This is a genomic window from Sphingobacterium sp. ML3W (assembly GCF_000747525.1).
Classification (GTDB): domain Bacteria; phylum Bacteroidota; class Bacteroidia; order Sphingobacteriales; family Sphingobacteriaceae; genus Sphingobacterium.
The window spans coordinates 5,187,709-5,212,528 of the sequence record NZ_CP009278.1; the positions used below are offsets into that span (position 1 = coordinate 5,187,709).

21 protein-coding genes are annotated in these 24,820 nt (G+C 37.8%); 7 read left to right on the top strand and 14 right to left on the bottom strand.

Going from position 1 to position 24,820, the window contains the following annotated elements:
- Positions 1-87 precede the first annotated feature (87 nt).
- Positions 88-1,077, top strand: coding sequence for a rhodanese-related sulfurtransferase (locus KO02_RS22050; protein ID WP_038701763.1), 990 nt, complete (start codon positions 88-90; stop codon positions 1,075-1,077).
- Positions 1,078-1,149: 72 nt separating this feature from the next.
- On the opposite strand, the gene KO02_RS22055 is transcribed toward KO02_RS22050, so the two are convergent.
- The 8 genes from KO02_RS22055 to KO02_RS22090 form a co-directional block, all read right to left on the bottom strand.
- Positions 1,150-2,016: a glycerophosphodiester phosphodiesterase family protein gene (locus KO02_RS22055; protein WP_038701764.1), complete on the bottom strand. Its 867-nt coding sequence runs from the start codon at positions 2,014-2,016 to the stop codon at positions 1,150-1,152.
- A 74-nt stretch (positions 2,017-2,090) separates the two neighbouring features.
- Entirely contained in the window at positions 2,091-3,611 is a 1,521-nt protein-coding gene (locus tag KO02_RS22060) for a DUF5689 domain-containing protein (protein ID WP_235212310.1), read from the bottom strand.
- Positions 3,612-3,634: 23 nt separating this feature from the next.
- Complete coding sequence (locus KO02_RS22065; protein WP_038701765.1) at positions 3,635-5,164, bottom strand: SusD/RagB family nutrient-binding outer membrane lipoprotein; 1,530 nt, start codon at positions 5,162-5,164, stop codon at positions 3,635-3,637.
- 11 nt (positions 5,165-5,175) lie between these two features.
- Entirely contained in the window at positions 5,176-8,424 is a 3,249-nt protein-coding gene (locus KO02_RS22070; protein ID WP_038701766.1) for a SusC/RagA family TonB-linked outer membrane protein, read from the bottom strand.
- Between the two features lie 185 nt (positions 8,425-8,609).
- A complete protein-coding gene (trmB, locus tag KO02_RS22075; RefSeq protein WP_038701767.1) occupies positions 8,610-9,266 on the bottom strand; it encodes a tRNA (guanosine(46)-N7)-methyltransferase TrmB in 657 nt (218 codons plus the stop codon).
- A gap of 278 nt (positions 9,267-9,544) precedes the next feature.
- Positions 9,545-10,054, bottom strand: a complete 510-nt coding sequence (locus KO02_RS22080) for a hypothetical protein (protein WP_038701768.1) — start codon at positions 10,052-10,054, stop codon at positions 9,545-9,547.
- Positions 10,029-10,448, bottom strand: coding sequence for a hypothetical protein (locus KO02_RS22085; RefSeq protein WP_038701769.1), 420 nt, complete (start codon positions 10,446-10,448; stop codon positions 10,029-10,031). The genes KO02_RS22080 and KO02_RS22085 overlap by 26 nt, the downstream gene beginning before the upstream one ends.
- Positions 10,449-10,532: 84 nt before the next feature.
- A complete protein-coding gene (locus tag KO02_RS22090; protein ID WP_038701770.1) occupies positions 10,533-10,802 on the bottom strand; it encodes a YtxH domain-containing protein in 270 nt (89 codons plus the stop codon).
- 239 nt (positions 10,803-11,041) lie between these two features.
- Between KO02_RS22090 and KO02_RS22095 the strand changes: the two genes are divergently transcribed.
- Positions 11,042-12,580 (top strand): YifB family Mg chelatase-like AAA ATPase, encoded by a 1,539-nt coding sequence (locus KO02_RS22095; RefSeq protein WP_038701771.1) that lies wholly within the window; start codon positions 11,042-11,044, stop codon positions 12,578-12,580.
- A 1-nt stretch (position 12,581) separates the two neighbouring features.
- Here KO02_RS22095 and KO02_RS22100 read toward each other — a convergent pair whose 3' ends face one another.
- Genes KO02_RS22100 through rsfS form a run of 4 tightly spaced genes read right to left on the bottom strand, consistent with a single transcriptional unit; the run spans position 12,582 to position 16,404 of the window.
- Positions 12,582-13,205 carry a rhomboid family intramembrane serine protease gene (locus KO02_RS22100; protein WP_038701772.1) on the bottom strand — a complete coding sequence of 208 codons (624 nt, stop codon included), beginning with the start codon at positions 13,203-13,205 and terminating at the stop codon, positions 12,582-12,584.
- Between the two features lie 4 nt (positions 13,206-13,209).
- On the bottom strand, positions 13,210-13,857 hold the full coding sequence (locus tag KO02_RS22105; protein WP_038701773.1) for a lactate utilization protein C: 648 nt from the start codon (positions 13,855-13,857) through the stop codon (positions 13,210-13,212).
- A 59-nt stretch (positions 13,858-13,916) separates the two neighbouring features.
- Positions 13,917-15,989 (bottom strand): ATP-dependent zinc metalloprotease FtsH, encoded by a 2,073-nt coding sequence (gene ftsH, locus KO02_RS22110; RefSeq protein WP_038701774.1) that lies wholly within the window; start codon positions 15,987-15,989, stop codon positions 13,917-13,919.
- Between the two features lie 40 nt (positions 15,990-16,029).
- Positions 16,030-16,404 (bottom strand): ribosome silencing factor, encoded by a 375-nt coding sequence (gene rsfS, locus KO02_RS22115; RefSeq protein WP_038701775.1) that lies wholly within the window; start codon positions 16,402-16,404, stop codon positions 16,030-16,032.
- Between the two features lie 50 nt (positions 16,405-16,454).
- Here rsfS and KO02_RS22120 point away from each other — a divergent pair, with 50 nt between their 5' ends.
- From KO02_RS22120 to pfkA, 4 genes are all read left to right on the top strand, one after another.
- A complete protein-coding gene (locus KO02_RS22120; protein WP_235212311.1) occupies positions 16,455-17,225 on the top strand; it encodes a biotin--[acetyl-CoA-carboxylase] ligase in 771 nt (256 codons plus the stop codon).
- A gap of 129 nt (positions 17,226-17,354) precedes the next feature.
- The gene (locus tag KO02_RS22125; RefSeq protein WP_038701776.1) at positions 17,355-17,804 is read left to right on the top strand and encodes a protein-disulfide reductase DsbD domain-containing protein; all 450 of its coding nucleotides are present in this window, start codon (positions 17,355-17,357) and stop codon (positions 17,802-17,804) included.
- Positions 17,805-18,047: 243 nt separating this feature from the next.
- Positions 18,048-19,742, top strand: coding sequence for a protein-disulfide reductase DsbD family protein (locus KO02_RS22130; RefSeq protein ID WP_038701777.1), 1,695 nt, complete (start codon positions 18,048-18,050; stop codon positions 19,740-19,742).
- Positions 19,743-19,912: 170 nt separating this feature from the next.
- A complete protein-coding gene (pfkA, locus tag KO02_RS22135) occupies positions 19,913-20,887 on the top strand; it encodes a 6-phosphofructokinase (protein WP_038701778.1) in 975 nt (324 codons plus the stop codon).
- Positions 20,888-20,966: 79 nt separating this feature from the next.
- On the opposite strand, the gene pgi is transcribed toward pfkA, so the two are convergent.
- Positions 20,967-22,616 (bottom strand): glucose-6-phosphate isomerase, encoded by a 1,650-nt coding sequence (gene pgi, locus KO02_RS22140; protein WP_038701779.1) that lies wholly within the window; start codon positions 22,614-22,616, stop codon positions 20,967-20,969.
- A 248-nt stretch (positions 22,617-22,864) separates the two neighbouring features.
- On the opposite strand from pgi, the gene prfB reads away from it, so the two are divergent.
- A protein-coding gene (gene prfB / locus KO02_RS22145) for a peptide chain release factor 2 (RefSeq protein WP_144243390.1) occupies positions 22,865-23,948 on the top strand; the annotation gives its coding sequence in 2 pieces (ribosomal slippage) (positions 22,865-22,924 and positions 22,926-23,948; 1,083 coding nt in all).
- A gap of 67 nt (positions 23,949-24,015) precedes the next feature.
- On the opposite strand, the gene dcd is transcribed toward prfB, so the two are convergent.
- The gene (gene dcd, locus KO02_RS22150) at positions 24,016-24,552 is read right to left on the bottom strand and encodes a dCTP deaminase (RefSeq protein ID WP_038701780.1); all 537 of its coding nucleotides are present in this window, start codon (positions 24,550-24,552) and stop codon (positions 24,016-24,018) included.
- Positions 24,553-24,820 lie beyond the last annotated feature (268 nt).

Below are 24,820 nucleotides of genomic sequence, written 5' to 3' on the forward strand. Positions count from 1 at the left end.
TAAAATTGTAAATAAAACAATTTTATCTAATTTTGCATTGTAATTCATTTACATTAAACGCCGTTTGCAGCGGTATCAATGAAAACTATGGCACAATATCAAACTTTACTGTACTATTGCTACAGCCCTATCGCTGACGCTGAAAAATTTGCGGCAGATCACTTAGAATTTTGTAAATCGTTAAATTTAGTTGGACGTATTATCGTTGCGGAAGAAGGTCTAAATGGAACGGTATCGGGTTCCCCGGAATCCTGTAAAGCGTATATGGATGCCATATATGCCGATGGCCGATTCAATCATACCGAATTTAAGATAGATGAAGTATCAGAGCCTTCTTTTATTAAGATGCACTGCCGCTATAAAACCGAAATTGTGCATTCTGGCCTACGTGACCCGAAAATTATCGACCCTACGCAAAAAACGGGTATCCATCTTGAACCGAAAGACTTTATGGAAATGAAGGATCGTGACGATGTTGTGGTGCTTGATGTCCGTTCCAACTATGAGCATAATGTGGGCCGCTTTAAAAATGCGGTAACGTTAGATATTGAAAATTTCAGAGAGTTTCCGGAAAAAGTGAAGGAACTAGAACAGTATAAGGGTAAAAAAATATTAACCTATTGCACGGGTGGTATAAAATGTGAAAAAGCTTCGGCCTTATTATTGGCGGAAGGTTTTGAAGATGTATACCAATTGCACGGGGGTATCATCAAATATGGGAAAGAAGCTGATGGGAAGGATTTTGATGGTAAATGTTACGTGTTTGACAATCGTGTTACTGTAGATGTCAATTCGGTAAACCCTGTGGTTGTATCAAAATGCAAAAACTGTGGGCAGGAAACACCGAAGATGATCAACTGTGCTAGTCCCATCTGTAATGAGCATTTTACACAATGTGATGCTTGTGGCGAACAATTGGAGGGCTGTTGCTCTACAGCATGTCAAGAAGACCCGCTAAAGCGTACCTACGATGGTACAGGTTACTATGTAAAAATACCACAACCTGTCAATATGGATAAAATAAGCAAAAGAAAACATAAAAACTTCCCATCAAAAGTTAGTTTAGAAAATTCTTAATAAAAGAAAAGGGTCGAAAATATTTTCGACCCTTTTCTTTTATAATGTCATTACTTATTTATAATAACCTGATTATGGCAACTCCTCATAAGGATAGTCCGAACAGAATTCAGTGACACCAAGAGCCATTACGCTATCAATTTCTTTTTTACTATTATTATTCCCACAAAGTAACTTAATGCCTAGCTTCGCACATGTATCAACTAAGTTTTTGTCTATCAAATTTGCATTAGGTGCATAATATGTTGGATAAAATGTCAGTAATTTCATGTTTTCTTCAAATGTTCCCTTTGTCGCATTGAGCATTGTAATAATTTTCGGAAAATCCTGATGTACAATTTCCAAGGTGCGAGGATCGAAGGACTGAATAATGACGCGGTCAGCAATATTTTTATCATTAATGTTCTTCATTAAATCTTTCACAAATACCACCGGATTAGGTTGCGCCTTTCCATCTCGTTTTGGATTGGTTTTGGTTTCAATGCTGTAGCGCGGTATAACACCCAAAGTTTTCGCATAAGCTTCAACACTATCTATTAAATCTGTCAACTTTGGAATCTCTGATTTAAAATTACGTTTCTTGGGAAAATCCTTGTGTTGTTGGCTTCCCACATCATATTTAGCAATCTCTTGATAGGTCATTTTATAAATAGCATGCTCTTTCCCATTTCTTATTGGTTTTCCAGCTGGGTCTAATGTAATCAAGGAGTCCAACCAAGGATCATGGGAAACTACGGCATGTCCATCTGAAGTGAATGCGATATCCAATTCCAATACTCCAGCTTTCTTATCTAAAGCATGTTTCATGGCTGCTATGGTATTTTCGGGCATTAGGCCTCTAAAACCGCGGTGTGCGTAAATAACAATATCTTGTTGAGCATAAGAAATAAAACTCCCAAATATTGTACAAATTATTAAAATAAACTTTTTTATGATCATATCAAATAAAATTGGTCTGCTATATAGCGCAATAATTAAAAGAGCAGCTTAAAAAGCTGCTCTTTAATTTGTTATTATTCTACGAGTATCGTTGCGTTTTCAGGTTCTATTTCTGCAATGGTAGACGTTTTGGTCATCTCTACATTATTTTGGCTACGAGCTGCCGTCCAACGTCCTAGCGTTAGATTATACTCCCCACCAAGACTTACAAAATAACCTACATCTGCTGTATTATATTTCAAAAATAATTGATTTGTACCCTGCTTAAAGAAAGGCTGTGGTTCCATAGTTAAAGGATTGATAACATCATAGAAATCATTATTTGTAATACGATAACCTTTATTTCCTTCCCAAAGAGCTCCGCCTCCTGAATTATTCATAACATCTACTGGTTTTGAATCCTTTGTCACAGTGGTTCCTTTAAAAATAGCTATTCCAAAAGAGTTGCCACTGTTGGCGAACAATCCTGATCTTTTACTTCCAAAATCAAATCCATCATTTTCATTATAATCGTAATTTAACACCCAATTGGAAGACGCTAAACTGGTAGAAGCACCTCCATTGATCAGCTGATATTTTCCGCCGACATAAAAGAATGTTCCCTTACGCGCTACACCTTTTGTTAAATTAAACTTATACGTTCTCATTCCCCCTGTTGCCCATCCATTTGCGGGTGCACCTGTAGGTGTTGAAGCATTAGCATTATTGCTCACAACAACAGAATAAGGTGTTTTAGAGAAATCGATATCCTCTGTAGCCATTAACTGCAGATATTCATAGTTGGTGTCTGAGCCTTTAACATCACTAGAAAAACCTGTTATGATAATTGATGCGACTTCAATTTCAGAACTGAGCATCAGAACATCTGCTTTAGAACGACATCTCAGATAAGGAGTACTGACACCGGTACCGTCTTCCTGACCAAAAACAATACCATAGTAATTGCCTAGTATATAAGGTGATTGTTGTGAAAAATCAGCCTTTTCATTTGTTACTAAATTTAAGTTGCCAAAACCATCATTTAAAACTTTAGTTCCAGATAGTATCTCGCCTGCTTTAGGAATTGGGTTAAATCCTCCCTTTAAAATAATAACCAATGTGCTTTCATAGGCATCTGGATTTTCCAATATCGCCTTAGACGTCACAACATTGTTTGTAATTGGTCGTCCAGAAGCTACCTTTGCAATTTGACTTTCTTTAATGTTTTTAAGTTTCAAAATACCATCCTCACGCAAAAGTTGACTGCCAAGGATATCAATAATGACAGAATCTCCAGGTTGATAATTCATTGCGGCATCGCCTAGATCGATTGAAATACCGCGTAACTTCCCTAAACGTCTCGTATCCTGTACAACGAGTAATCCTTCAGGAAGATTGCCCCCCTTATGATCCGATACGACCAATGCTGCTAGCTTACTTGAGCCCGCTAATTTTTCAGCATCAATAGTAACCATTTCACCTTTAAATAAAGCTCGAAGATCAAAAATCCCAATGTGTGAACTAATTGTTCCTCCCGGATAATTTGTATCTTGACATGATGTCATGGCTACCAAAACCACCATCATTGTTATGATATTAAAAAATTTTTTTTTCATCTTAATTTCTATTGAATCTGCTATTAAGGTTTTTGCCACCATACTTTGGTATTAATCAAATCAGCTCCTTGATTAGCAATAGCTTCTTTATAGCTTTTAGGATTTGAAGATTGTACGATAACGGGGTACACCATTCGCGATGGCATCTCACCATTATTATTCAAACCAGGACCTTTTGGTAAAACGGGGTAACCCGTTCTACGGTGTTCAAACCATTGTTGTAAATCGACTGTAAAAAGCGCATAATATTTCTGCAAATGCAGAGTTTGCATTTTTTGTGCTAAAGTTTTACTTTCATCCCATTGTATATCCGCATTGGTTAGATAATCTTGCACGGGAAGTGCCCAATTTGGAATCCAGAGCTTAATGTTGTTTTCTACTCCACTATTATAATACGTTTCGGCCGAGCCAGAAATCCACCCTTTGATGATGGCTTCAGCTTTGATGAATTCAACTTCAGCATAATTCATAAGCATACCCGTTAATGGTTCCGTCTGTAAGCTATTGACACCTGCATTTTGATCATAGGAATAGAAATAACTCATCTTCGTATAATCTTCTGCATTTCCAGCAGCATAACCACTCTCTACTCCAACATAATTTCCAGAAACAGGAGCAATTCCTAATCTATTAATACCGCTAGTGCCATATTCAGGAATATTTAAACGTGGATCGTTCCAATCTCTTAAATGATCAATAAAGAAAGATGCGAGAGAAGTAGCACGAAAATCTTGTGCCCTAGTCCCCATAAATGGTGAAAGATACGCTCCCTGTCCAGTCCATCTTAATACTGCAACATCACTATTGCTGGTCATGATAGGATACTCACTAGGGTTATCTTCTAGTATCTCCTTTATCTTTTTAATTGCACCTGCGCCCACTTCTTCTTTGTGCGCAACCCGAAGCAACAACCTCAAATACATGGAGTTAGAAAATTTACGCCATTTTAAGATATCACCAGCAAAAATGGGATCACTTGAAGCCTCAATTGCATCGCCTCCCTTAAATAATTGATTGGCTTCTTCAAATTTTTCAAACATGCCCCTGTAGATATCCTGTTGCTTATCAAACTGAGGTTCTAAAATAAGGGAATCTCGACCTAGTAAAGCTTTTGAATAAGGAACGTCTCCATAAGTATCGGTCAATATCGAGACCAACCAAGATTGACCAAGTAATGCCACCCCTTGATAGGATCGGTTGAACCCGATGCCTTCTGAAGCCGTAAGGTACATATCCTTAAAGTTCATGAGATGTTTATAATGTTGATCCCACAGATAACTTGACCAGCTTGGTCTGAAGTCATAACGAAAGACTTTACCGTCTCCTTCCCCAATCGAGACAGTTACTTGCATCAATTCATTAGTAAAACTTCTATTTCGACTCATATTAGCTGTAATTGCATTTAAAAATGCATTAGCCATAAATTGTGAAGGGTATGCATTTGTTGTTTTGACTGGATCTGTATTTAAGTCTATAAAGCCTTTATCACAGGACTGCAGACTCATCGATAATGCCAAAAAAGCAAAAGATATTTTTTTGATAGTGTTGTTCATTGTATTTCAACTTAAAAACCCAAGACTAAATTAAATCCTATTGTACGTGTTGATGGAAACTGAGCAATTTCAAAGCCTTTTAGAATATCTCCACCATCCAATGTTCCAAATTCAGGATCAAAGGCTGGCCATTTTGACCAAATAAATAAATTTCTTCCATAAAGACCGATTGTGGCCTTATCTAAACCCCATCTTTTTAAAACATCTTTTTTGAAGGAATAATCCAATCTTGCCTCACGAAATTTGATGAAATCGGTTGGGAATGTACTGCCTTCAGCATTATCTTGACCATAATGTGAACGATAATATTCGTCAATATTGGTTGCTACAACATCATTTTTTCGATAAGTACCATCACCATTGGAAATTACACCATTTCCAACAATTCCATTGTAGCGACCTGGGAGCGTATTTTTTGTTTTCCCTTGTTCTGCTAATTTATAATGTGTTAAAGAATGACCTACTGCTCCCCACTGGGTATCAAATAAGACGTTTAATCTAAAATTCTTATAACTAAATGTATTTCCCAGACTTAATTTTCCGGTTGGAATCGTATTACCTAAATAGACAACATTCTCTGTTAATAGAGCTGCACCGGTTTTTTCATCGTATATAACTTGACCATCTGGAGCGCGTTGATATCCTATGCCATACATATCACCCATACTTCCACCTTGTAGTCCAACAATTTGCCCACTTCCCACTGAACGATATTGGAGCACAATCGAAGAATCAGGAATTGACATAATTTTATTGCTATTAGCGCTATAAGTAATACTAGATGACCAATTAAATCCTTCTTTATTGACAAGCTGATTCGTATTTACAGCAATCTCCAAACCTCTATTACGAACTTCTCCCATATTCATTAAATATTTGGAATAGCCTGACGATGGATCAATAGTACGGTAAAGATGCTGTTTACTTGTATTGCCTTGATAAACCGCTACATCAATATTTAAACGATTTTTAAACATGCGTACATCTGTTCCAAACTCTATTGACCGTGTCGAAAGCGGTTCGATATAAGGATTGACTAGTGTAGTTGGATTTTGCAATGAGCCTCCAATAAGTGGGTTACCCCCTACATATCCAAACTGTGTCATATATGGTGCATCTACACCTGATCCAACCCAAGCAACGGACGCACGTAATTTCGCGAAATTAATGGCTTTGGGTAATGAGAATAATTCGGATAATACCAAACTACTGTTGAAGGAGTTATAGAAGAAACCTACATTTTTATCGGGAACGATTGACGAAGCTAATGTACTCGACCAATCCATTCGTCCCGTTACATCAAAAAATAGATAATCTTTGAATCCTGTGGTAACTAAACCATAAAAACTATTGATTTCAAAATTACTAACGCTCTGAACACTTTTAATACCATACTTATTATTCGTATGGTTATATACTCCTGGAAAAGTCAAACCATCTGATGCTAAAGAGGTCACACGGTAATTATTACGTAATGTACCTCCACCTCCTGTAGCGGTTATATGCCAATCCTCATGTATTTGTTTATCATATTTCAACAAGAAGTCTAGATTCGTTTCCTTTGAAAAGATATCTTGTGTACGGTAGCTCCCTTCGGCAAATTTAGAACCGGCATCATAAGGTCGCAGCTGTGCTCTATCTTCGCTAGAGAAATCAATAGATGCTCTTACCTGTGCGCTAAATTCTTTTGAAAACTGATAGGAAGCCTGTGCATTACCGGTAAATGTATTACGGTTATTGCGGTTAATAAATTCATAAGAAATCGCATACGGGTTTTCCGGGTATGTACTGTAAGGATACATTATTTTCCGATTCTCTTGACCTTTTACCCAATAATCTTGTAACCAGTTTACATCTGCACTAGGTTGCCAAAAGATATACCAATACATCAACGATTGATTACCATAGCCTGCCCCAGGTAAGTTATCACTGTTTCGGTTATTATAGCTCACCTTGGAAGTGATACTCAATTTATCACTTACCTTCGAGTTGACGGATAAAGCGACTGTATTGCGATCATAGCCTGTATTGGGTAAAATCCATTGATTACGAACATTGGTTGCAGAGAAACGCGCATTTGTTTTTTCCGATCCACCATCAATTGAGATGGTATTCATGTAAGTTTTACCGACATCAAAAAAGGTATTGCTATTTTTATAAGGTTTCCAAGGTGTTCGCTCTGTTCCAACTGCCTGAAGATTAGGGTCAAATTGAAAAAAGTTTTGACCATCAAACTTAGGTCCATAGGCAGAACTGGTACCGCTTGTACTTCCGCCGTCAATTGTCGACCCATAGGAGTAATAATCTGATCCTCCTGTGCCCTGACCATACTCATATTGTAGATCTGGCCAACGGTTGACGCTTTCAAATGATGTATTTGAATTTAAGGTTATCCCTAGTGATTTTCCATTTCTTTTGGCTCCTGATTTAGTGGTGATGATAACGGCACCATTGGCTGCTTTTTGTCCGTAAAGGGCAGCTGCCCCCGGTCCCTTTAGCACCGAAACACTTTCGATATCTTCAGGATTAATATCGTCCATACCGGAACCGTAATCTGCTGGCATATTATCACCACCGGTACCATAAATAGCATCAGAACCATTGCCTGATCGTCTCCCTGATCCACTATTGATAATCACACCATCAACAACAATCAGCGCTTGATTTTCTCCCGTTAAATTATTCTCCCCACGTAAGATAATCTTAGTTGACCCTACTGGGCCTGCTCCTGAGCGCATAAGATTGAGTCCTGCCACTTTACCTGACAAGGCATCCATCCAGTTGCTCGAAACGGCATTCGTAAGCTCTTCTCCCTTTACAGTACTGACCGAATAACCAAGAGACTTCTCTTCTCGTTTTATACCTAATGCTGTGACCACAACCTCTTCTAAAGCACGTTCAGTGGAGTGCAATTTAATTTCGACATTTGAAGCCTGGTTGTTGACCTGCTCCTCATGGGTACGATGTCCCAATGACTTAAAAGTCAATACTGTTCCTTTGGCAACTGTTAATGTAAATGCCCCAGCATTGTCCGTCTTACCAATGCTCTTACTGCCATTGAGAATTGAAACATCAGGTAAAGGATGTCCATTTCCATCCACTACTTTTCCTTTAAAGGAAACACTTTCTTGTTCCAAAATATTGGAAAAGATTTTAGTTTCGACATGGAGATTTGATGCAAAAAGAGGATACGAACTGCATTCGAGTATACTACATACGAGCAGTGCTTTTTTTAAATGAGATAGGTAATAATGATTCATGCAAGAGTTTTTGTCAACGGGTTTTACTTCCGCACAAAAATGCAATCCCAATATTAACATAGCTGTTGTTTTATGTTAACATTGTTTTACTAAATGAATGTCTATATAAGCTTTTTGTTAATTAACCGCATAAAAAAAGGAGTAAAATAAAAATTTTACTCCTTTTTTTATATAACCTATATGTATTAAACTTGATCAAAAGACCATTTTACATAATTTATATTCTTATCAACAGCGAGATATTTTTTCTCATAATAGGTTTTGATTGACAATACTTCGTCTACCAAATCAGAATGGTAAAGATCTGCTGTCTCTGCATACTTTTTCAAACCTAAGATTTCAATCTGCTCTAATGTATAATTATAAAAACCATCATTATCAGTTTTTAGGTTCATAAACCCTCCATCTTGCAAAACAAATTTATAACGGCCTAAGAAAGTAGGATTTGTTAATCGTTTTTTCTCACGGCTATCCTGAGGTTGAGGGTCAGGGAAAGTAATCCAAATTTCAGCAATTTCATTTTCTTCAAAATATTCCAAAATGGTTTCAATCTGAATACGTAAAAATCCAACATTCGTGATACCATCTTCAATAGCTGTTTTAGCTCCTCTCCATATACGATTACCTTTGTAGTCGACACCAATAAAGTTCTTTTCAGGAAAAAGTTTAGCAAGATTAACGGTATATTCACCTTTACCACAGGCCAACTCGACCACGATTGGATTGTTATTTTTAAAATGCGTGTTAGCCCACTGACCTTTAAGTGCTTTACCCGCATCAAGTTCTACGACATTGTCAAAAGTTCCAATCTCCGCAAATTTTCTAAGTTTGTCTTTACCCATTACTATAAAATATGCGACAAAATTAACCTTATATTTTAAGTAATCAATAGCTTAAGCATGAAAAGATTTTAATATAATGCTACAAATACAGATACAATCATCAATCTGATTATGGTTCAGGTATACTATCTGCTATCTTTTCGTTGCGCGCTGCTACATTATTCAGAAAAAATAATGAAAAAGGAAGAGAAAGAGCAAATTATATGCTCAAAAGAATCAAAGCAATAGGTCTAAGGGATGGTATAGACAATCCAGCTAATAGCGAAAACAGCAGTTTTTTAGTATGTTTCACTATAAGATGGTATACCATATTCATTGACTTGATCTTCCAACTCAGGAGGACTGACAGCTGAGGCTTTTCTTTTTTTCTTTTTACTGGGCTTTATAAAGTTCGTGGCTTTGGCAATTAAACTCGTTACCATATCTTGATTGACTTGACCAAGTGCTTTTTCCGAAGCCAATAAGAGTAATGCTTTTTTCAATACACCTGCTTTTCTAAAGAAAAATCTATTCATCACAAAAGGAACACCTATACGCAAGCTTTTCGTTAACCAATCGCCACTTTTCGCTTCTCCTTTTACTGTAGAAGAAAACAGACCCGACAGCATATCCAATCCTGGGATATTTGATTTAACAGCCTTAAAAATACGCATGGGTGTTTCAATCTTATGATTTAATAAACTTACCTGCGATTTCAAATAGGCTTCCTGCTCATTTTTTAAAACCTTAAGACGTGCAATCTCAGTTTTAAGCTCGGCTAAATTATGAATTTTGCTGTGTTTCGTCATGTTCTACTTTTTCTTGTTTCACGTTATTATCTTCTTCTTCGTCCTCATCAGTCCATTTGGCAGAAAATCTCCGTATGGATAGATCCATAAACGTAGACTCCAGCTTAGACTCAAATACACGAATGAGCAAGACTATAATTATAAATATACCCGCAGTAGCTAAAAAGCCCAAAGAATAACTACCCAATACCTCTCCTAAATAAAAGCCCAGTGCAAGACATAGAAAAAACAAAATGAATAAAGTCAATATCAATTTTGCAGCATCAACAATTAAACTTGCAATTAAACGAGAAGATCGCTCTACAGTCTTAAGTCGAATTAAATTTAACTGCGAATCTAAATATTCCTTTGTTTTTTGGAATGTACCACTTAAGGAGAATTTTTCTTCTTCCATCTACTTTTATGTTAAGAATCAGAGGCGGAAAGCCCCTGATCATATTATTGATAATGATTTCTTTAGTCAGGAGATTGCAGCGATTTACGCGTGCTCAGTTATTTCATCTTCTAGAAGATCTTCTCCTTTATTTATTTTCGTTTTTAACGTTGAAACTATTTTCTCTTTAAGATCAGTTAATTGATCGACTTGTTCTTCAGCTCGCTCACGGATTGCATCACCTAAATCTGCTAATGATTCATTAAGCTTATCTCTTGTCTCTGCTCCTTTATCCGGTGCAAATAAAATTCCTAAAGCCGTTCCTGCAGCCAAACCTGCTAATAATGCTACTAATACTTTACTATTATCGTTCATAATCTTAAACTTTAAATTTTAATCCTTGCAATCTATCTCAATCAGTAATAATACAAATACCTAAGCAAATCGTTTGCCAAAAGCCAATAATTTTTTTGATATATGATAAAAAGCGATTACAACAATATAATAAATGTTATCTAAAATCACAAATCGCCTTGTACTTCAAGGTAAATAAATCATTTTCAAAAAATAATAGATATATTTTATTAACTTTAATTACCAGTTAGACCAATTATATGTTAACAAAGACCTATAGCAGTGCTGTATACGGTATCGAAGCTACAACAATAACAGTTGAAGTTAATATTACCGCAGGTACCCGATATTATATCGTGGGCTTACCTGATAATGCCGTGAAAGAAAGCTTGCAAAGAATAGAAAGTGCCATTGTGTCTTGTGCCTGTCGGATGCCCCGCCAAAAAATAGTCGTCAATCTTGCTCCTGCTGACATTCGAAAAGAGGGGTCTTCCTATGACCTGGCCATTGCTACAGCGATATTAGCTTCCTCGGATCAGATAAATAGAGACAAACTTGCCGATTATTTGATTCTAGGGGAACTCTCATTGGATGGGAAAATCCAACCGATAAAAGGCGTGCTCCCTGTTGCCATTCAAGCATTGAAAGATAAGTTTAAAGGAATCATCTTGCCCAATACAAATGCCAGAGAGGCTGCCATCGTATCGAACCTAGCTGTTCTCGGTGTGGACAACCTAACTGAAGTCATTGATTTTTTTAATGATAAAGTGAAATTGACCCCTACAATCGTGGATATTGAACGGGAGTTTTCGAACACAGCGACTTGTGTGGATACCGACTTTGGCGATGTTAAAGGACAGGAAAATATAAAGCGGGCATTGGAGATCGCTGCTGCCGGTGGCCATAATGTGATTTTAATAGGTCCTCCTGGAGCAGGAAAAACAATGCTTGCTAAACGGCTATCAACCATACTGCCTCCTTTAACGATTGAAGAATCGTTAGAAACCACCAAGATACATTCCGTTGCAGGACAATTGGCTGCCAAGGACTCGCTGATGACCCGAAGACCTTTTCGCGCACCACATCATACCATCTCCGACGTTGCTCTTGTCGGCGGTGGTACAAGCCCCCAACCTGGAGAAATTTCGTTGTCGCACAACGGGGTATTATTTCTAGACGAACTTCCGGAATTTAAAAGAACCGTCTTAGAGGTGATGCGGCAACCCCTAGAATCGCGAAACATGACCATCTCACGAGCAAAGTTCTCGGTGGACTACCCTGCTAGCTTCATGTTGATCGCGGCGATGAACCCTTGTCCATGTGGTTATTACAACCATCCAGAGAAAGAATGTATATGCGGAAGTAATGCCGTTCAACGGTATCTAAGCAAGATATCAGGACCGTTATTAGATCGAATCGATCTCCATGTAGAAGTAACCCCTGTCGCGTTTAAGGAGCTCGTATCAGACCAAAAGTCTGAAAAAAGCGAGGTAATTCGCCAGCGTGTAATAAAGGCTAGAAAAGTCCAACGCGAACGCTTTAAAGACAACAGCACGATTCACAATAATGCGCAGATGAACAGTGTACAAGTGCGAAAAAACTGTGCGATTGACGAGCAGGGTAAGCTGTTATTAAAAACAGCCATGGAAAAATTGGGTTTGTCGGCCCGCGCTTACGACCGGATTTTAAAAGTGGCAAGAACAATAGCCGATATGGAACATGAATCCATCATACAAAACCACCATCTTGCCGAAGCGATCCAATTCAGAAGCCTAGATCGCGAAAGTTGGGCTGGATAACCTAAAATTGACTGATAAAATGTTTTAAGATCCAGGGATAAAGCAATAAAGTAAGGAGTACTCCAGACAATGCTCCGAATAAATGCGCATCGTGGTTGATACCATCACGCGAATTTTTTGATCCCCATACACAATAGGCTAGAAAAAGAACCGCGAATATGTATGCAGGCATTGGGATGATCATAAAGATCCCTAACATCATTTTAGGATCAAACATGATGTAACTAAACAACACGGCACAAATTGCTCCTGAGGCTCCTAAACTGTAGTAGCCGGGATTATTCTTCTGTTGCAGAATCGTTGGGATATCACTCAATACTAAACTCAAAACATAGATTAGGGCAAATTGAAAATGACCCCAATCACTGATCTGGATCAACATCTTCTCTAATCCAAATCCAAAGTAATAAAACGTGATCATATTGAAGAGCAGATGTCCCCAATCTTTATGTACCATACCACTTGTCAAAATGGTATAGATACGTTTTTTACGATAGATGCTATAGGGGTGCAGCATCATCTCGCCCAATACTTGTGGGTTTGAAAAGCTATAGATGCTCGATGCAATGGTTAAAGCAAAGATAATACTCGCTACTGGAGTTAAAAACAGATATTCTTGTATCATAAAATTAAAAACGATCCTCTAATAATAAAACATATAATTCTTTCGGTCCATGTGCACCTAATACCAAACGTTTTTCGATATCGGCTGTGCGGGAAGGTCCGGTAACAGTGGAAACCATCGTGGGAATCTGATCTCCATAACGACGCTGCATATAAGAGAGCGCGTCCTTAATGTCCCACACCATTTGAGAAGCTTTTGCTATCACAATATGGATTGGGGGATAAATCCCTAATCGACGCCCTGAAGCATTGGCACTACTCACCATAACACTGCCATTGCGTGCAATCAAAACTTCACATGAAGTAATCCCTGCATCGGCTTCATCAAAGTCAACTTCATTCGTATGAATAGGGAAACCATAAGGATTCAATAAATCTTGAACACCTTTTTCCCATGTAAATATTTTTTTAATATTATTTTCCTCGGTGAGGTGAATCAAATTTTCAATCAAATCAATCTCACCGTCACAATACAAGAACTTTCCTCCAACAGCTGTCAGCTCGCGGGCAAAGGTAACATCGACTAACTCATCCTCTTCCTGGTATAACGGAGTTTTCTGGAAGTTAGGATGTGGATTTTCATTTTTTTGTACTAGAGCCTGTCTTATTTTGCCTAGCATCTGCTCTTTACTACTGCTGTTTTTAACATTCATGCGGCGGACTACTAAAAAATACAGCGCTTCTTTTTAAAGAAGCGCTGTAAAACTAAAATTTATACGTTTGGACTATCCTCTTCTTTAATACCTACTTTAGGTTCTGCACCACTAGCCTCTTCGGGAAGTACATCCAACGGAAGATCCGTTTGTGGGACGCCACCTCCATCGCCACTATTCACAAACTCATCGTATGTTGTTTTTGTATCAAATGGGCGTTTACCTAAGATTTCTTCCAAATCACTTTGAAATAAGATTTCCTTCTCTAATAATTTCTCCGCAATCGCAACCAAACCATCTTGTTTATCTAACAATAACTGTTTAGTTCTTGCATAAACATCTGTGATTAAATTACGTACCTCAGAATCAATTAATTCTGCCGTTTTGTCAGAATAAGGCTTATGAAATTGTTCAGATCCATCACGGAATGAAACATTACCTACCTTATCGTTCATACCATAAATCGCAACCATGGCATATGCTAATTTTGTGATTCTTTCCAAATCATTTTGAGCACCTGTAGATATGCGTCCAAAAGTAATGTCTTCAGCTACACGTCCACCCATCGTCATACACAAACTATCGACTAATTGCTCTGTCGTATATAAGAACTGCTCTCTCGGTAAATACTGCGCATATCCCAAAGCTGCTACGCCACGAGGTACGATCGATACTTTTACCAAAGGATCGGCATGCTCCAAATACCAACCTGCAATCGCATGTCCTGCTTCATGGTAAGCAACAATTTTCTTCTCTTCTGGAGAGATAATTTTATTCTTTTTCTCAAGGCCTCCAATCACACGGTCTACCGCATCCTGAAAATCTTGCATATTAATTTCCGTCTTATTCTTACGCGCTGCGATTAAAGCTGCCTCGTTACATACGTTAGCAATTTCTGCCCCAGCAAAACCAGGAGTCTGTGCTGATAATTTTTTGGCATCAACTTCTTCTGCTAATTTCAAAGGCTTCAAGTGTACCTTAAAGATATGTTCACGACCAATTAAATCGGGTTTATCAATAGACACCTGTCTATCGAAACGACCTGGACGTAATAATGCACTATCCAATACATCGATACGGTTGGTTGCAGCCAAAATAATAACACCTGAGTCCGTTCCGAAACCATCCATCTCTACCAAGAGTTGGTTTAAAGTATTCTCACGCTCATCATTACCACCCATCATTGAGTTTTTACCACGAGCACGACCAATAGCATCGATCTCATCGATAAAGATAATACACGGTGCTTTTTCTTTCGCTTGTTTAAATAAATCACGGACACGAGAAGCACCAACACCTACGAACATTTCCACAAAATCAGATCCTGATAATGAGAAGAAAGGAACTTGAGCCTCGCCTGCTACTGCTTTGGCAAGTAAAGTCTTCCCTGTTCCTGGAGGGCCCACCAATAATGCACCTTTTGGAATTTTACCTCCCAAATTGGTGTATTTTGTTGGGTTCTTCAAGAAATCAACAATCTCCATCACTTCTTGCTTCGCTTCCTCTAGTCCTGCCACATCATTGAATGTGATATTCACTTGAGATTCTTTATCAAACAGCTGTGCTTTGGATTTACCAATATTAAAGATTTGGCCTCCGCCACCTGCACCACCACCACTCATACGACGCATTAGGAATAACCATAACAATACCAATACCACCATTGGTAGAATAAACGTTACGAAATAATTCGTCCATGGGTTTGAGCGATCTTCATAACTCACGCCCAAACGAGGTGTACCCTCAGGAAGATTTTCTTGAGCAGCTTTTAAATTTGCCGCTAAAATATCAGCAGAAGCTTCTGTAAAAGTATACTGTGGCCCAGCTGCAGGTGTCAAAGACAATGCATTTGGTCCAGGGGCTACTTCTTTATATTTTTCGTCATTTAAACGATCTTTTTTGATGTAAACGTCAATTTGAACAAGATCATTTTTCTTTGTTCCTTCTAATTTCTCAACATCACCAGTAGGTAAAATCTTAGATTCAAACTCACTGTATGTAATTTTTTTAGTCGTGACATCGCTAAAAACATATTGTAATGCAAAAAAAGCCAATATCAATGCAAAACTAAGCCACATGATATTAAACTTGGGCGGTTTTGGGGTTATTTTACCTGTTGGTATTTTCTTCATTCTATCTTATTTATATCGTTTTAATTCTAATTTCTACTATTTAAGCACTCTGAAAGTCTTGAATTTGCGCATCGCCCCATAGGTCTTCGATGGCATAAAGTGTTCTTTGCTCCTTCTTAAAGATGTGGACCACCACATCAACAAAGTCTAATATCAACCACTCTCCTGTCCCCTGACCTTCTTTAAATTGTGGATCTTGCCCAAATGCCTTATAAACCTCGTCCTCGACGCTTTTCGCTATTGCATGAGCTTGAATGTGGGAATCTGCATGGCAGATTACAAAATAATCAGACACAGAACTGTTAATGTTTCTCAAATCCAATCGCACAATTTCATTGGCTTTCTTCTCCTGCATCCCATAAACAACCACCTCTGATAATCGGGTTGACAATTCCGAACTTTTATTTTTATCCATTAAAAAATATTATAGTTTTGACTATTATATACAATTAAATATTAATCACTTTGCAAAATAACACATTTTCAGGACTTATCATCGGTCAAAGTTTAATTACTCTCGAACGTGTGGCTTCCACAAATGATTATTTTAAAGATAACTTGTCAAAATTCAAGCCACAGGACGAAGGTTCTGCCATTTTAGCAGTAGAACAATTTGCTGGAAAAGGCCAAAGAGGCAACATTTGGACGAGCGAGCCTGGTAAAAATATCACGACGTCAATTCTACTTTACCCGCATTTCCTAGCGATCAATCAACAATTTTCCCTATCCTGTGCAATAAGCCTCGGTATATTCAACTGGATAAAAACGAAAACCGACCAGAAAGTACACATTAAATGGCCAAATGACATTTATGTAAATGATGAAAAAATAGCAGGGATACTCATTGAAAATAACATAAAAGGGTATCAGATAGCCACGAGTATTATTGGCATTGGCATTAATGTGAATCAAATCAATTTCGAGAATAGCAACCATATTACTTCGTTAAGGTCCATTACCGGTGTCAACGAGCCTTATGTGATTGCTGATTTAGCCCAGGAACTCTATGTTTTTCTAGATATGGAATACAAACGACTCCAAAATGGAGATCACGAAAAGCAACTAATAGCATATAATCAACATCTGTTTAGAAAAGATGAATGGAGAAAATATAAGGTCCATGAAGAAGAAATGATAGGCAAAATCATCGAAGTACATGCAAACGGTCTCTTGCAGATTGAAATCGAAAATGAGCTAAATGAATTTAGCCTTCAGGAAATTCGGTATATCCTGTAAGCAACAAAATAATTACCCTCTTCCGATAAATATATTCGCGCAAACTAGTAAATTTGCTAAAAGAAATTAAACTTTAGTTGTTTCACTTTGTCATACTCAGGAACAACAACTATTTAAAAAATTACACTGATGAAAAAATTCACATTAATAATAGCAGTATTATTTTTTGCTATTTCAGGTGCTGTGGCTCAAATCCATGACCCAGTAAAGTTTACGGTTGCTTCAAAAAAATTAAACAGTAAAGAAGCTGTCATATTTATTAAAGCAACGATTCAAGATGGATGGCATATTTATTCTCAAAACGTTGGAGAAAATGGTCCGATTCCGACTTCTTTTACATTCCCTGCTTCTAAAGAATATACTTTAAATGGTAAGACAGCCGAGCCAAAACCAGCCACCAAATATGAAGAAGTATTCAAAATGAATGTCGGTTATTTTGCAAAAGAGGTTGTTTTTCAACAAAAAGTAAAATTAACAAACGGCACTGCAACAGTGAAAGGTTCGGTAGAATACCAAGCTTGTGATAAATCACAATGTCTTCCTCCTACTGATTATGCCTTTACGGTCACGATCAAATAAGGTAAAACATAAAATTTTCAAGAAACGCTAATCAGATAAACAACATCCGATTAGCGTTTTGTTTTTTCAACCCTTAATGAAGTGTTAAAACTGAAGCGATAAACAGATATTGATCACGAAAGGGCAATTGTATGCTTAATGTTGCAACCAAAATAGTAAAATTGACTTTACAACTACTAAAACATAAGGCTATTCTCCTCGTCTTTTTTTATTTTTACAGATTATATTTGAACTCTACAAAAAATGGCTAAAAAGAAACTATTTTTATTTTACTTCGTTGTTTTCAGTTTATTTATTCCTATTCTTTCCTTTGCAACCGTGCAAGACTCTTTGCTTAGTGTTGAGGGAATCGAATTTACAGAATCGACAGATACAGCAACACTTTCCGAAGTTCCAGAAGATCTGGTTTTCTCAGAAAGCCCCGACACGATAAGTCAGGATACTGCCCAAACCACACAAAAGGCGGCAATCGAATTAGCTCCTGAAGAAAAGAAGTCTCTTTGGGGTATTTTCCTTGCAGGTTTAATTGGTGGTTTCGCAGCCCTCTTAATGCCTTGTATATTCCCGATGTTACCGCTTACGGTTAGTTTTTTTACTAAACAAGCAGGATCAAGAGCAAGTGGAATCAGCAAAGCGCTGTTATATGGATTATTCATCATCATCATTTATGTCGCCCTGGGTATGATCATCACCATTTTATTTGGTTCTGATGCGCTCAATGCTCTATCTACAAATGGTGTTTTTAACTTTATATTTTTCCTTTTGTTGGTTGCATTCGCAGCCTCTTTTTTCGGTGCATTCGAAATCACATTACCAAGTTCGTTTGTCAATAAAATGGATGCTAAGTCTGATAAAGGTGGATTAGTAGGTCTTTTCTTTATGGCATTTAGCCTTTCTTTAGTTTCCTTCTCTTGTACAGGTCCTATTATCGGAACCCTACTGGTAGAAGCAGCTTCTAAAGGAGAGCGACTGGCTCCAGCAATTGGAATGCTTGGTTTTTCCATTTCATTAGCCATTCCCTTCGCTCTATTTGCCATGTTTCCTTCTTTATTAAAATCGCTTCCTAAATCAGGTGGTTGGTTAAATAGCGTAAAGGTGGTATTGGGATTCTTGGAATTGGCCTTAGCGCTTAAATTCTTATCCAATGTTGATTTAGCTTATCATTGGAACTGGTTGGATCGCGAGGTCTTCTTAGCACTATGGATCGTTATTTTCGGATTGATGGGACTCTACTTAATTGGGAAAATCAAATTCTCTCATGATAGTGAATTGAAATTCTTATCTGTACCGCGTACATTTTTAGCTATCATCGTCTTTTCGTTTGTTGTCTATATGGTACCTGGTCTTTGGGGAGCTCCTCTCAAGTCAATTTCAGCTTTCTTACCACCGTCGGCAACGCAAGATTTCGATTTATCGGCAGGCGTGGCAGGTGCTTCACCTGTACATTCGGATGGGAAAGTGAAAAAATATGCAGAAATATTCCATGACCGTGGTACACCTAAGGGGTTTGACCCTTATTATGACTACGATCAAGCAATTGAGACTGCAAAAGAATTGAATAAACCTGTTTTAATCGATTTTACGGGCTGGAACTGTGTTAACTGCCGTAAAATGGAAGCTAATGTATGGACAGACCCTAATGTTGCTAAATTATTAAAAGAAGGATTTGTTATGGCGGAACTTTTTGTGGATGACCGCACGGAATTACCCGCTGAAGAACAGGTTATTTCTTCTTATTCGGGTAAAAAGATTAAAAATATCGGAAACAAAAATTCTGATTTCCAAGCTTCAAAATTCAACAGTAATTCGCAGCCTTTATATGTGATCGTAGATACGGAAGGAAATGTGTTGGTACCACCATCAGGTGCTAACTACGACCCTATTGAATACGCGAAATATCTACAAAGTGGCATTGACGCTTTTAAAGCGCTAAAATAACGGTTTAATAGCCCCGGGTTTTGCTCATCCAGTCCTTGTTTGAGCATACAAAAAAAGAACTTCAACTTATTTGGATCATTTATTTACAAATAGATAATCCGAATAAGTTGTTTTTTTCATTCAACTGGTTTATATTGCAAACCGAAATACGATTTATCTAAGTTTAAATTATGAGTAATATTAAAAATATAGCAGTATTAACTTCTGGGGGAGATGCTCCAGGGATGAATGCTGCCATTCGCGCGGTAGTTAGAGCAGGTATATATAATGGTTTAAATGTTTTTGGTGTAAAAAGAGGTTATGACGGTTTAGTAAATGGCGATATGTATGCCATGGACGTGAAATCTGTAGCCAACATCATCCAACGTGGTGGAACCATATTAAAAACGGCAAGAAGTGATGAATTTCGCACCATAGAAGGCCGTCAAAAAGCCTATGAGAATATTAAAAAACACGAAATAGATGCATTGGTTGTTATCGGTGGGGATGGAACTTTTACTGGAGCTTCCAAATTTTTAGATGAATTTGATATTCCAATTATTGGTCTACCGGGCACAATTGATAATGATCTTGCTGGAACCGATTTTACAATTGGCTACGATACGGCTATCAATACCGTCATTCAAGCAGTCGATAAAATTAGAGATACTGCAGAATCGCATGACCGCCTATTCGTCATCGAAGTAATGGGTAGAGACTCTGGACTTATTGCCTTGAGATCGGGTATCAGTACAGGTGCTGAAGCCGTTTTGATCCCTGAGTTTAATGTCGATTACGATGCGATCATGAAACGCTTGGATAAAACCCGCAAAAGCAAATCATCACGTATCATAATCGTTGCCGAAGGTGACTCTGAAGGTGGAATGGTTGTTTCTGAAAAAATCAAAGCAAACTTTCCGAAATATGATGTTCGCCTCTCTATCTTAGGTCATATTCAACGTGGGGGAAGCCCAACATGTATGGATAGAGTATTGGCCAGCAGACTAGGTGTTTCCGCTGTAGAGGCACTGCTTGAGGGTCGTAAAGGTGAAATGGTTGGTTTAGTTCATGGTGAAGTGCAATTTATATCTTTCAAAAAAGCAATTAAACACATTGATGCAATCAATCAAGATCTATTGCGGATCGTGGAAATCCTTTCTTTGTAATCTTTACAACTGAAGGTTAATAAAATAAAAAAAGCTTAGTTAAGAATTTAACCAAGCTTTTTTTATTTTCCGTTAACGCTTATGAGCGCCAAGCTTTATATTGATTGATCAAGCCATTTGTCGATGAATCGTGGGTGGTAATGATATCTTCGGACTCCAGCTCTGGAAGAATCTGACCAGCAAGTTGCTTACCTAATTCCACGCCCCATTGATCAAAACTGAATACATTCCAGATGATTCCTTGAACAAATATTTTATGCTCGTAAAGTGCTATTAACGTTCCTAATGAACGTGGAGTAACTTTTTTAAGCAAAATAGAATTACTAGGTCTATTTCCTTCAAACACTTTAAAAGCTTTCAGCTTTTCAATTTCTTCTTCAGATTTACCTGCAGCTTTTAATTCTGCTACAACAGTCTCTTCAGATTTACCATTCATCAAGGCTTCTGTCTGTGCAAAGAAATTGGACAATAACATCTGATGATGTTGTCCAATTGGATTTAAACTGATTGCTGGTGCAATAAAGTCGCAAGGAATCAACTTCGTCCCCTGATGGATCAGTTGATAAAAAGCATGTTGACCATTGGTACCTGGCTCACCCCAAATGATAGGACCAGTTTGATAGTCGACACGGTTACCATTACGATCGACATACTTGCCATTACTTTCCATATCGCCTTGTTGGAAATAAGCCGCGAAACGGTGCATATATTGATCATATGGTAATATGGCATGACTTTCTGCTTCAAAAAAATTATTGTACCAAATCCCTAATAATGCTAGAGTAATGGGAATATTTTCTTCAAATGGAGTTGTTCTAAAATGCTCATCGGCCTCATAGGCTCCAATCAATAGTTCTTTAAAATTATCATAACCAACAGCTAAACTGATGGACAAGCCAATAGCTGACCAAAGTGAATAACGTCCACCGACCCAATCCCAAAACTGGAACATGTTTTTCGTATCGATACCAAACGCCGCAACCGCAGCTGTATTGGTACTTAATGCTGCAAAATGCTTCGCTACATCCTCTTGTTGAGCTCCACTTTTCAAGAACCATGCTCGAGCTGAGTTTGCATTCGCCATCGTTTCTTGCGTCGTAAACGTCTTTGAGGCAATTAAAAATAAAGTCGTTTCGGGATCAAGGTCTTTTATCGCTTCGACAATATGCGTACCATCTACATTGGATACAAAGTGCATATTCAAGTGTGTGCGGTATGCTTTTAGTGCCTCTGTAACCATAACAGGTCCTAAATCTGAACCACCGATACCAATATTAACCACATCGGTGATCGCTTTGCCGGTATACCCTTTCCACTCGCCAGAAAGAATACGATTTGTAAAGGATTCCATTTGTGCTAAAACAGCATGTACATCAGGCATCACATCCTGTCCATCAACAAGAACTGGTTTTCCGGATTGGTTACGTAAAGCGGTATGCAACACTTGACGACCTTCTGTTTCATTGATTTTCTCTCCTTGAAACATGACTTCAATCGCTTCAGACAAGTGGCATTCTTTGGCCAACTGACGCAATAACGCTACAGTCTCGTCATTCACTCTATTTTTCGAATAATCTAAAAGAATATCATTGAACTCGATGCTGTATTTCTCAAATCGGAATGAATCTTGATCGAACAAGTCCTTTAAGCTGTGCTCATTAATCGTGATATAATGATCTGCTAAATAACGGTAAGCAGCCGTCTGTGTAAAATCTATTTTTGGTAACATATCTTTCAATTTTAATCAAACTTAGATAAATTTGTTTTATTTACCATGTTAATTGTAGCCTATCATAAAAAAAATATTTTAGTTTTGTTACTCTTTTTTCATTGGGATTCATGGTTGCTATGCAATTATCGATTGCTACTCTGCCATCAAAAGCATACTCTCGAGGAAATATAAAAATTAATCACTATCATTTAAATCATACCTAAGCTTTTTGGGCTTTTCTTATAGAAAGCTGTATCTTTGTGATTATGACCAAAGAACAAATTCAAGATTTGAGGGATCGTGTAACTTCCCTGAGGAGGCATCTTTGACATCGATGCTAAAAAAGAAGCATTAGAGAAAGACCAAGCCATTACCTTACAACCGGACTTTTGGAATGATTCAAAAGCTGCTGAACAAATATTACAATCCATCAAAGTACAGAAAGTATGGACCGATCATTTTGATCAGGTCGTGGCATCTGTTGAAGATACCGAGGTATTGTATGAGTTTTATCAAGCTGGCGATGCAACCGAGGCCGAACTTAATGAACAATATCATCTTGCTGTAGCAGAGGTGGAAGAATTGGAGTTCAAGAACATGCTGAGCGCCGAGGAAGATCAACTGGATGCTATTCTACAGATAACTGCGGGTGCAGGAGGAACGGAAAGCTGCGATTGGGCCGCCATGTTGATGCGTATGTATATCATGTGGGGCGAGAAAAACGGTTACAAAGTGACAGAACAGGACGCGCAAGAAGGTGAGGTTGCTGGGATAAAAACGGTAACGCTACAGCTGTCTGGTAATTTTGCCTATGGCTATCTAAAAGGCGAAAATGGTGTTCACCGATTAGTCCGCATTTCTCCCTTTGACTCCAACGCGAAACGACACACGTCATTTGCATCAGTATATGTGTATCCTCTTATCGACAACCATATCGAAATTGATGTGAAGGATTCGGAAATCGAATGGGATACCTTCCGTGCTGGTGGAGCAGGTGGTCAGAATGTGAACAAGGTGGAGACAGCGGTACGTCTGCATCACAAACCAACTGGTATCATCATCAAAAATCAAGAATCTAGATCACAGTTGCAGAATAAAGAAAACGCTTTCCGCTTATTGAAATCGCAATTATACGAGATTGAAATGCGCAAACGTCAAGAAGCGACAGATGCAATCGAAGGCAATAAAAAGAAAATTGAATGGGGCTCTCAAATAAGAAATTATGTCCTACACCCTTATAAATTAATTAAGGATTTAAGAACGAATTATGAGACATCCAATACACAAGCAGTATTAGATGGGGACCTCGATGAATTCTTAAAAGCATATTTAATGGAATTTGGAGGATAAACAGTTATCCAATAAAAAAGAGCAAAGATTTTTAAGTCTTTGCTCTTTTTGTTATGTTGCATTTAACCTAAAATGAATTCTTCCACATCATAGATTCCACTGGTTTTATCGTTTTTGTATTATACTTGGCATTACCTTTTGTATTGTAAAGAATCTCTACATCACCTTCTACTACAAAATAGATCAGCTGTCCGATCGGCATACCTGCATAGATGCGCACGGGTTGAGCACATGAGATCTCTAACGTCCAAGTATTACAAAATCCAACGTCACCTTTTCCGGCAGTCGCATGGATATCGATACCGAGACGACCTGTACTTGATTTTCCTTCTAAAAATGGCACATGTTTATGCGTTTCCGTATATTCTAAAGTAACCCCCAAATAGAGTGTGTTTGGCTCTAGCACAAATCCTTCTTCGGGAATTTCAAAGTGATCGATCTCATTATGAAGTTTAGCATCCAACACACGGCTCTTATAGGTTGCTAAATACTTCCCTAAGTGAACGTCATATGAATTTGTACCTAAGCATTTACGGTCATATGGTTCAATAACGATATTGCCATTCTCTATTTCTTCTAGTATACGTTTATCCGATAAAATCATGTTTATTCAATATTATTCCAGATTAAAGTTGAACCTCAATACGATAGAAAGGCCACCTTCAATCATTTATTTTCAAACTTAGATAAATTTGTTTTATTTACAATTTTAAATGTGTGATATAAAAAAACAAAGTTATTGATTTATCGTCTTCCAGCAAGAAATATTTTTGGCAAAAACACAACATAATCGATCCTATTGAACAAGACTTTCTGCTATTTCTTTTATTATTCCAACTGGATCAAGTTTCTGCTCCCTCCCCTTTTATATC

What these genes read in the sequence shown, in the direction of transcription:
- KO02_RS22130 (WP_038701777.1), top strand. Translation starts at nt 18,048, where the DNA reads ATGGCTAAAAAGAAACTATTTTTATTTTACTTCGTTGTTTTCAGTTTA.
- pfkA (WP_038701778.1), top strand. Translation starts at nt 19,913, where the DNA reads ATGAGTAATATTAAAAATATAGCAGTATTAACTTCTGGGGGAGATGCT.
- KO02_RS22125 (WP_038701776.1), top strand. Translation starts at nt 17,355, where the DNA reads ATGAAAAAATTCACATTAATAATAGCAGTATTATTTTTTGCTATTTCA.
- KO02_RS22050 (WP_038701763.1), top strand. Translation starts at nt 88, where the DNA reads ATGGCACAATATCAAACTTTACTGTACTATTGCTACAGCCCTATCGCT.
- pgi (WP_038701779.1), bottom strand. Translation starts at nt 22,616, where the DNA reads ATGTTACCAAAAATAGATTTTACACAGACGGCTGCTTACCGTTATTTA.
- KO02_RS22085 (WP_038701769.1), bottom strand. Translation starts at nt 10,448, where the DNA reads ATGGAAGAAGAAAAATTCTCCTTAAGTGGTACATTCCAAAAAACAAAG.
- dcd (WP_038701780.1), bottom strand. Translation starts at nt 24,552, where the DNA reads ATGATTTTATCGGATAAACGTATACTAGAAGAAATAGAGAATGGCAAT.
- KO02_RS22105 (WP_038701773.1), bottom strand. Translation starts at nt 13,857, where the DNA reads ATGAATGTTAAAAACAGCAGTAGTAAAGAGCAGATGCTAGGCAAAATA.
- ftsH (WP_038701774.1), bottom strand. Translation starts at nt 15,989, where the DNA reads ATGAAGAAAATACCAACAGGTAAAATAACCCCAAAACCGCCCAAGTTT.
- KO02_RS22065 (WP_038701765.1), bottom strand. Translation starts at nt 5,164, where the DNA reads ATGAACAACACTATCAAAAAAATATCTTTTGCTTTTTTGGCATTATCG.
- trmB (WP_038701767.1), bottom strand. Translation starts at nt 9,266, where the DNA reads ATGGGTAAAGACAAACTTAGAAAATTTGCGGAGATTGGAACTTTTGAC.
- KO02_RS22090 (WP_038701770.1), bottom strand. Translation starts at nt 10,802, where the DNA reads ATGAACGATAATAGTAAAGTATTAGTAGCATTATTAGCAGGTTTGGCT.
- KO02_RS22060 (WP_235212310.1), bottom strand. Translation starts at nt 3,611, where the DNA reads ATGAAAAAAAAATTTTTTAATATCATAACAATGATGGTGGTTTTGGTA.
- KO02_RS22095 (WP_038701771.1), top strand. Translation starts at nt 11,042, where the DNA reads ATGTTAACAAAGACCTATAGCAGTGCTGTATACGGTATCGAAGCTACA.
- rsfS (WP_038701775.1), bottom strand. Translation starts at nt 16,404, where the DNA reads ATGGATAAAAATAAAAGTTCGGAATTGTCAACCCGATTATCAGAGGTG.
- KO02_RS22070 (WP_038701766.1), bottom strand. Translation starts at nt 8,424, where the DNA reads ATGAATCATTATTACCTATCTCATTTAAAAAAAGCACTGCTCGTATGT.
- KO02_RS22100 (WP_038701772.1), bottom strand. Translation starts at nt 13,205, where the DNA reads ATGATACAAGAATATCTGTTTTTAACTCCAGTAGCGAGTATTATCTTT.
- KO02_RS22055 (WP_038701764.1), bottom strand. Translation starts at nt 2,016, where the DNA reads ATGATCATAAAAAAGTTTATTTTAATAATTTGTACAATATTTGGGAGT.
- KO02_RS22080 (WP_038701768.1), bottom strand. Translation starts at nt 10,054, where the DNA reads ATGACGAAACACAGCAAAATTCATAATTTAGCCGAGCTTAAAACTGAG.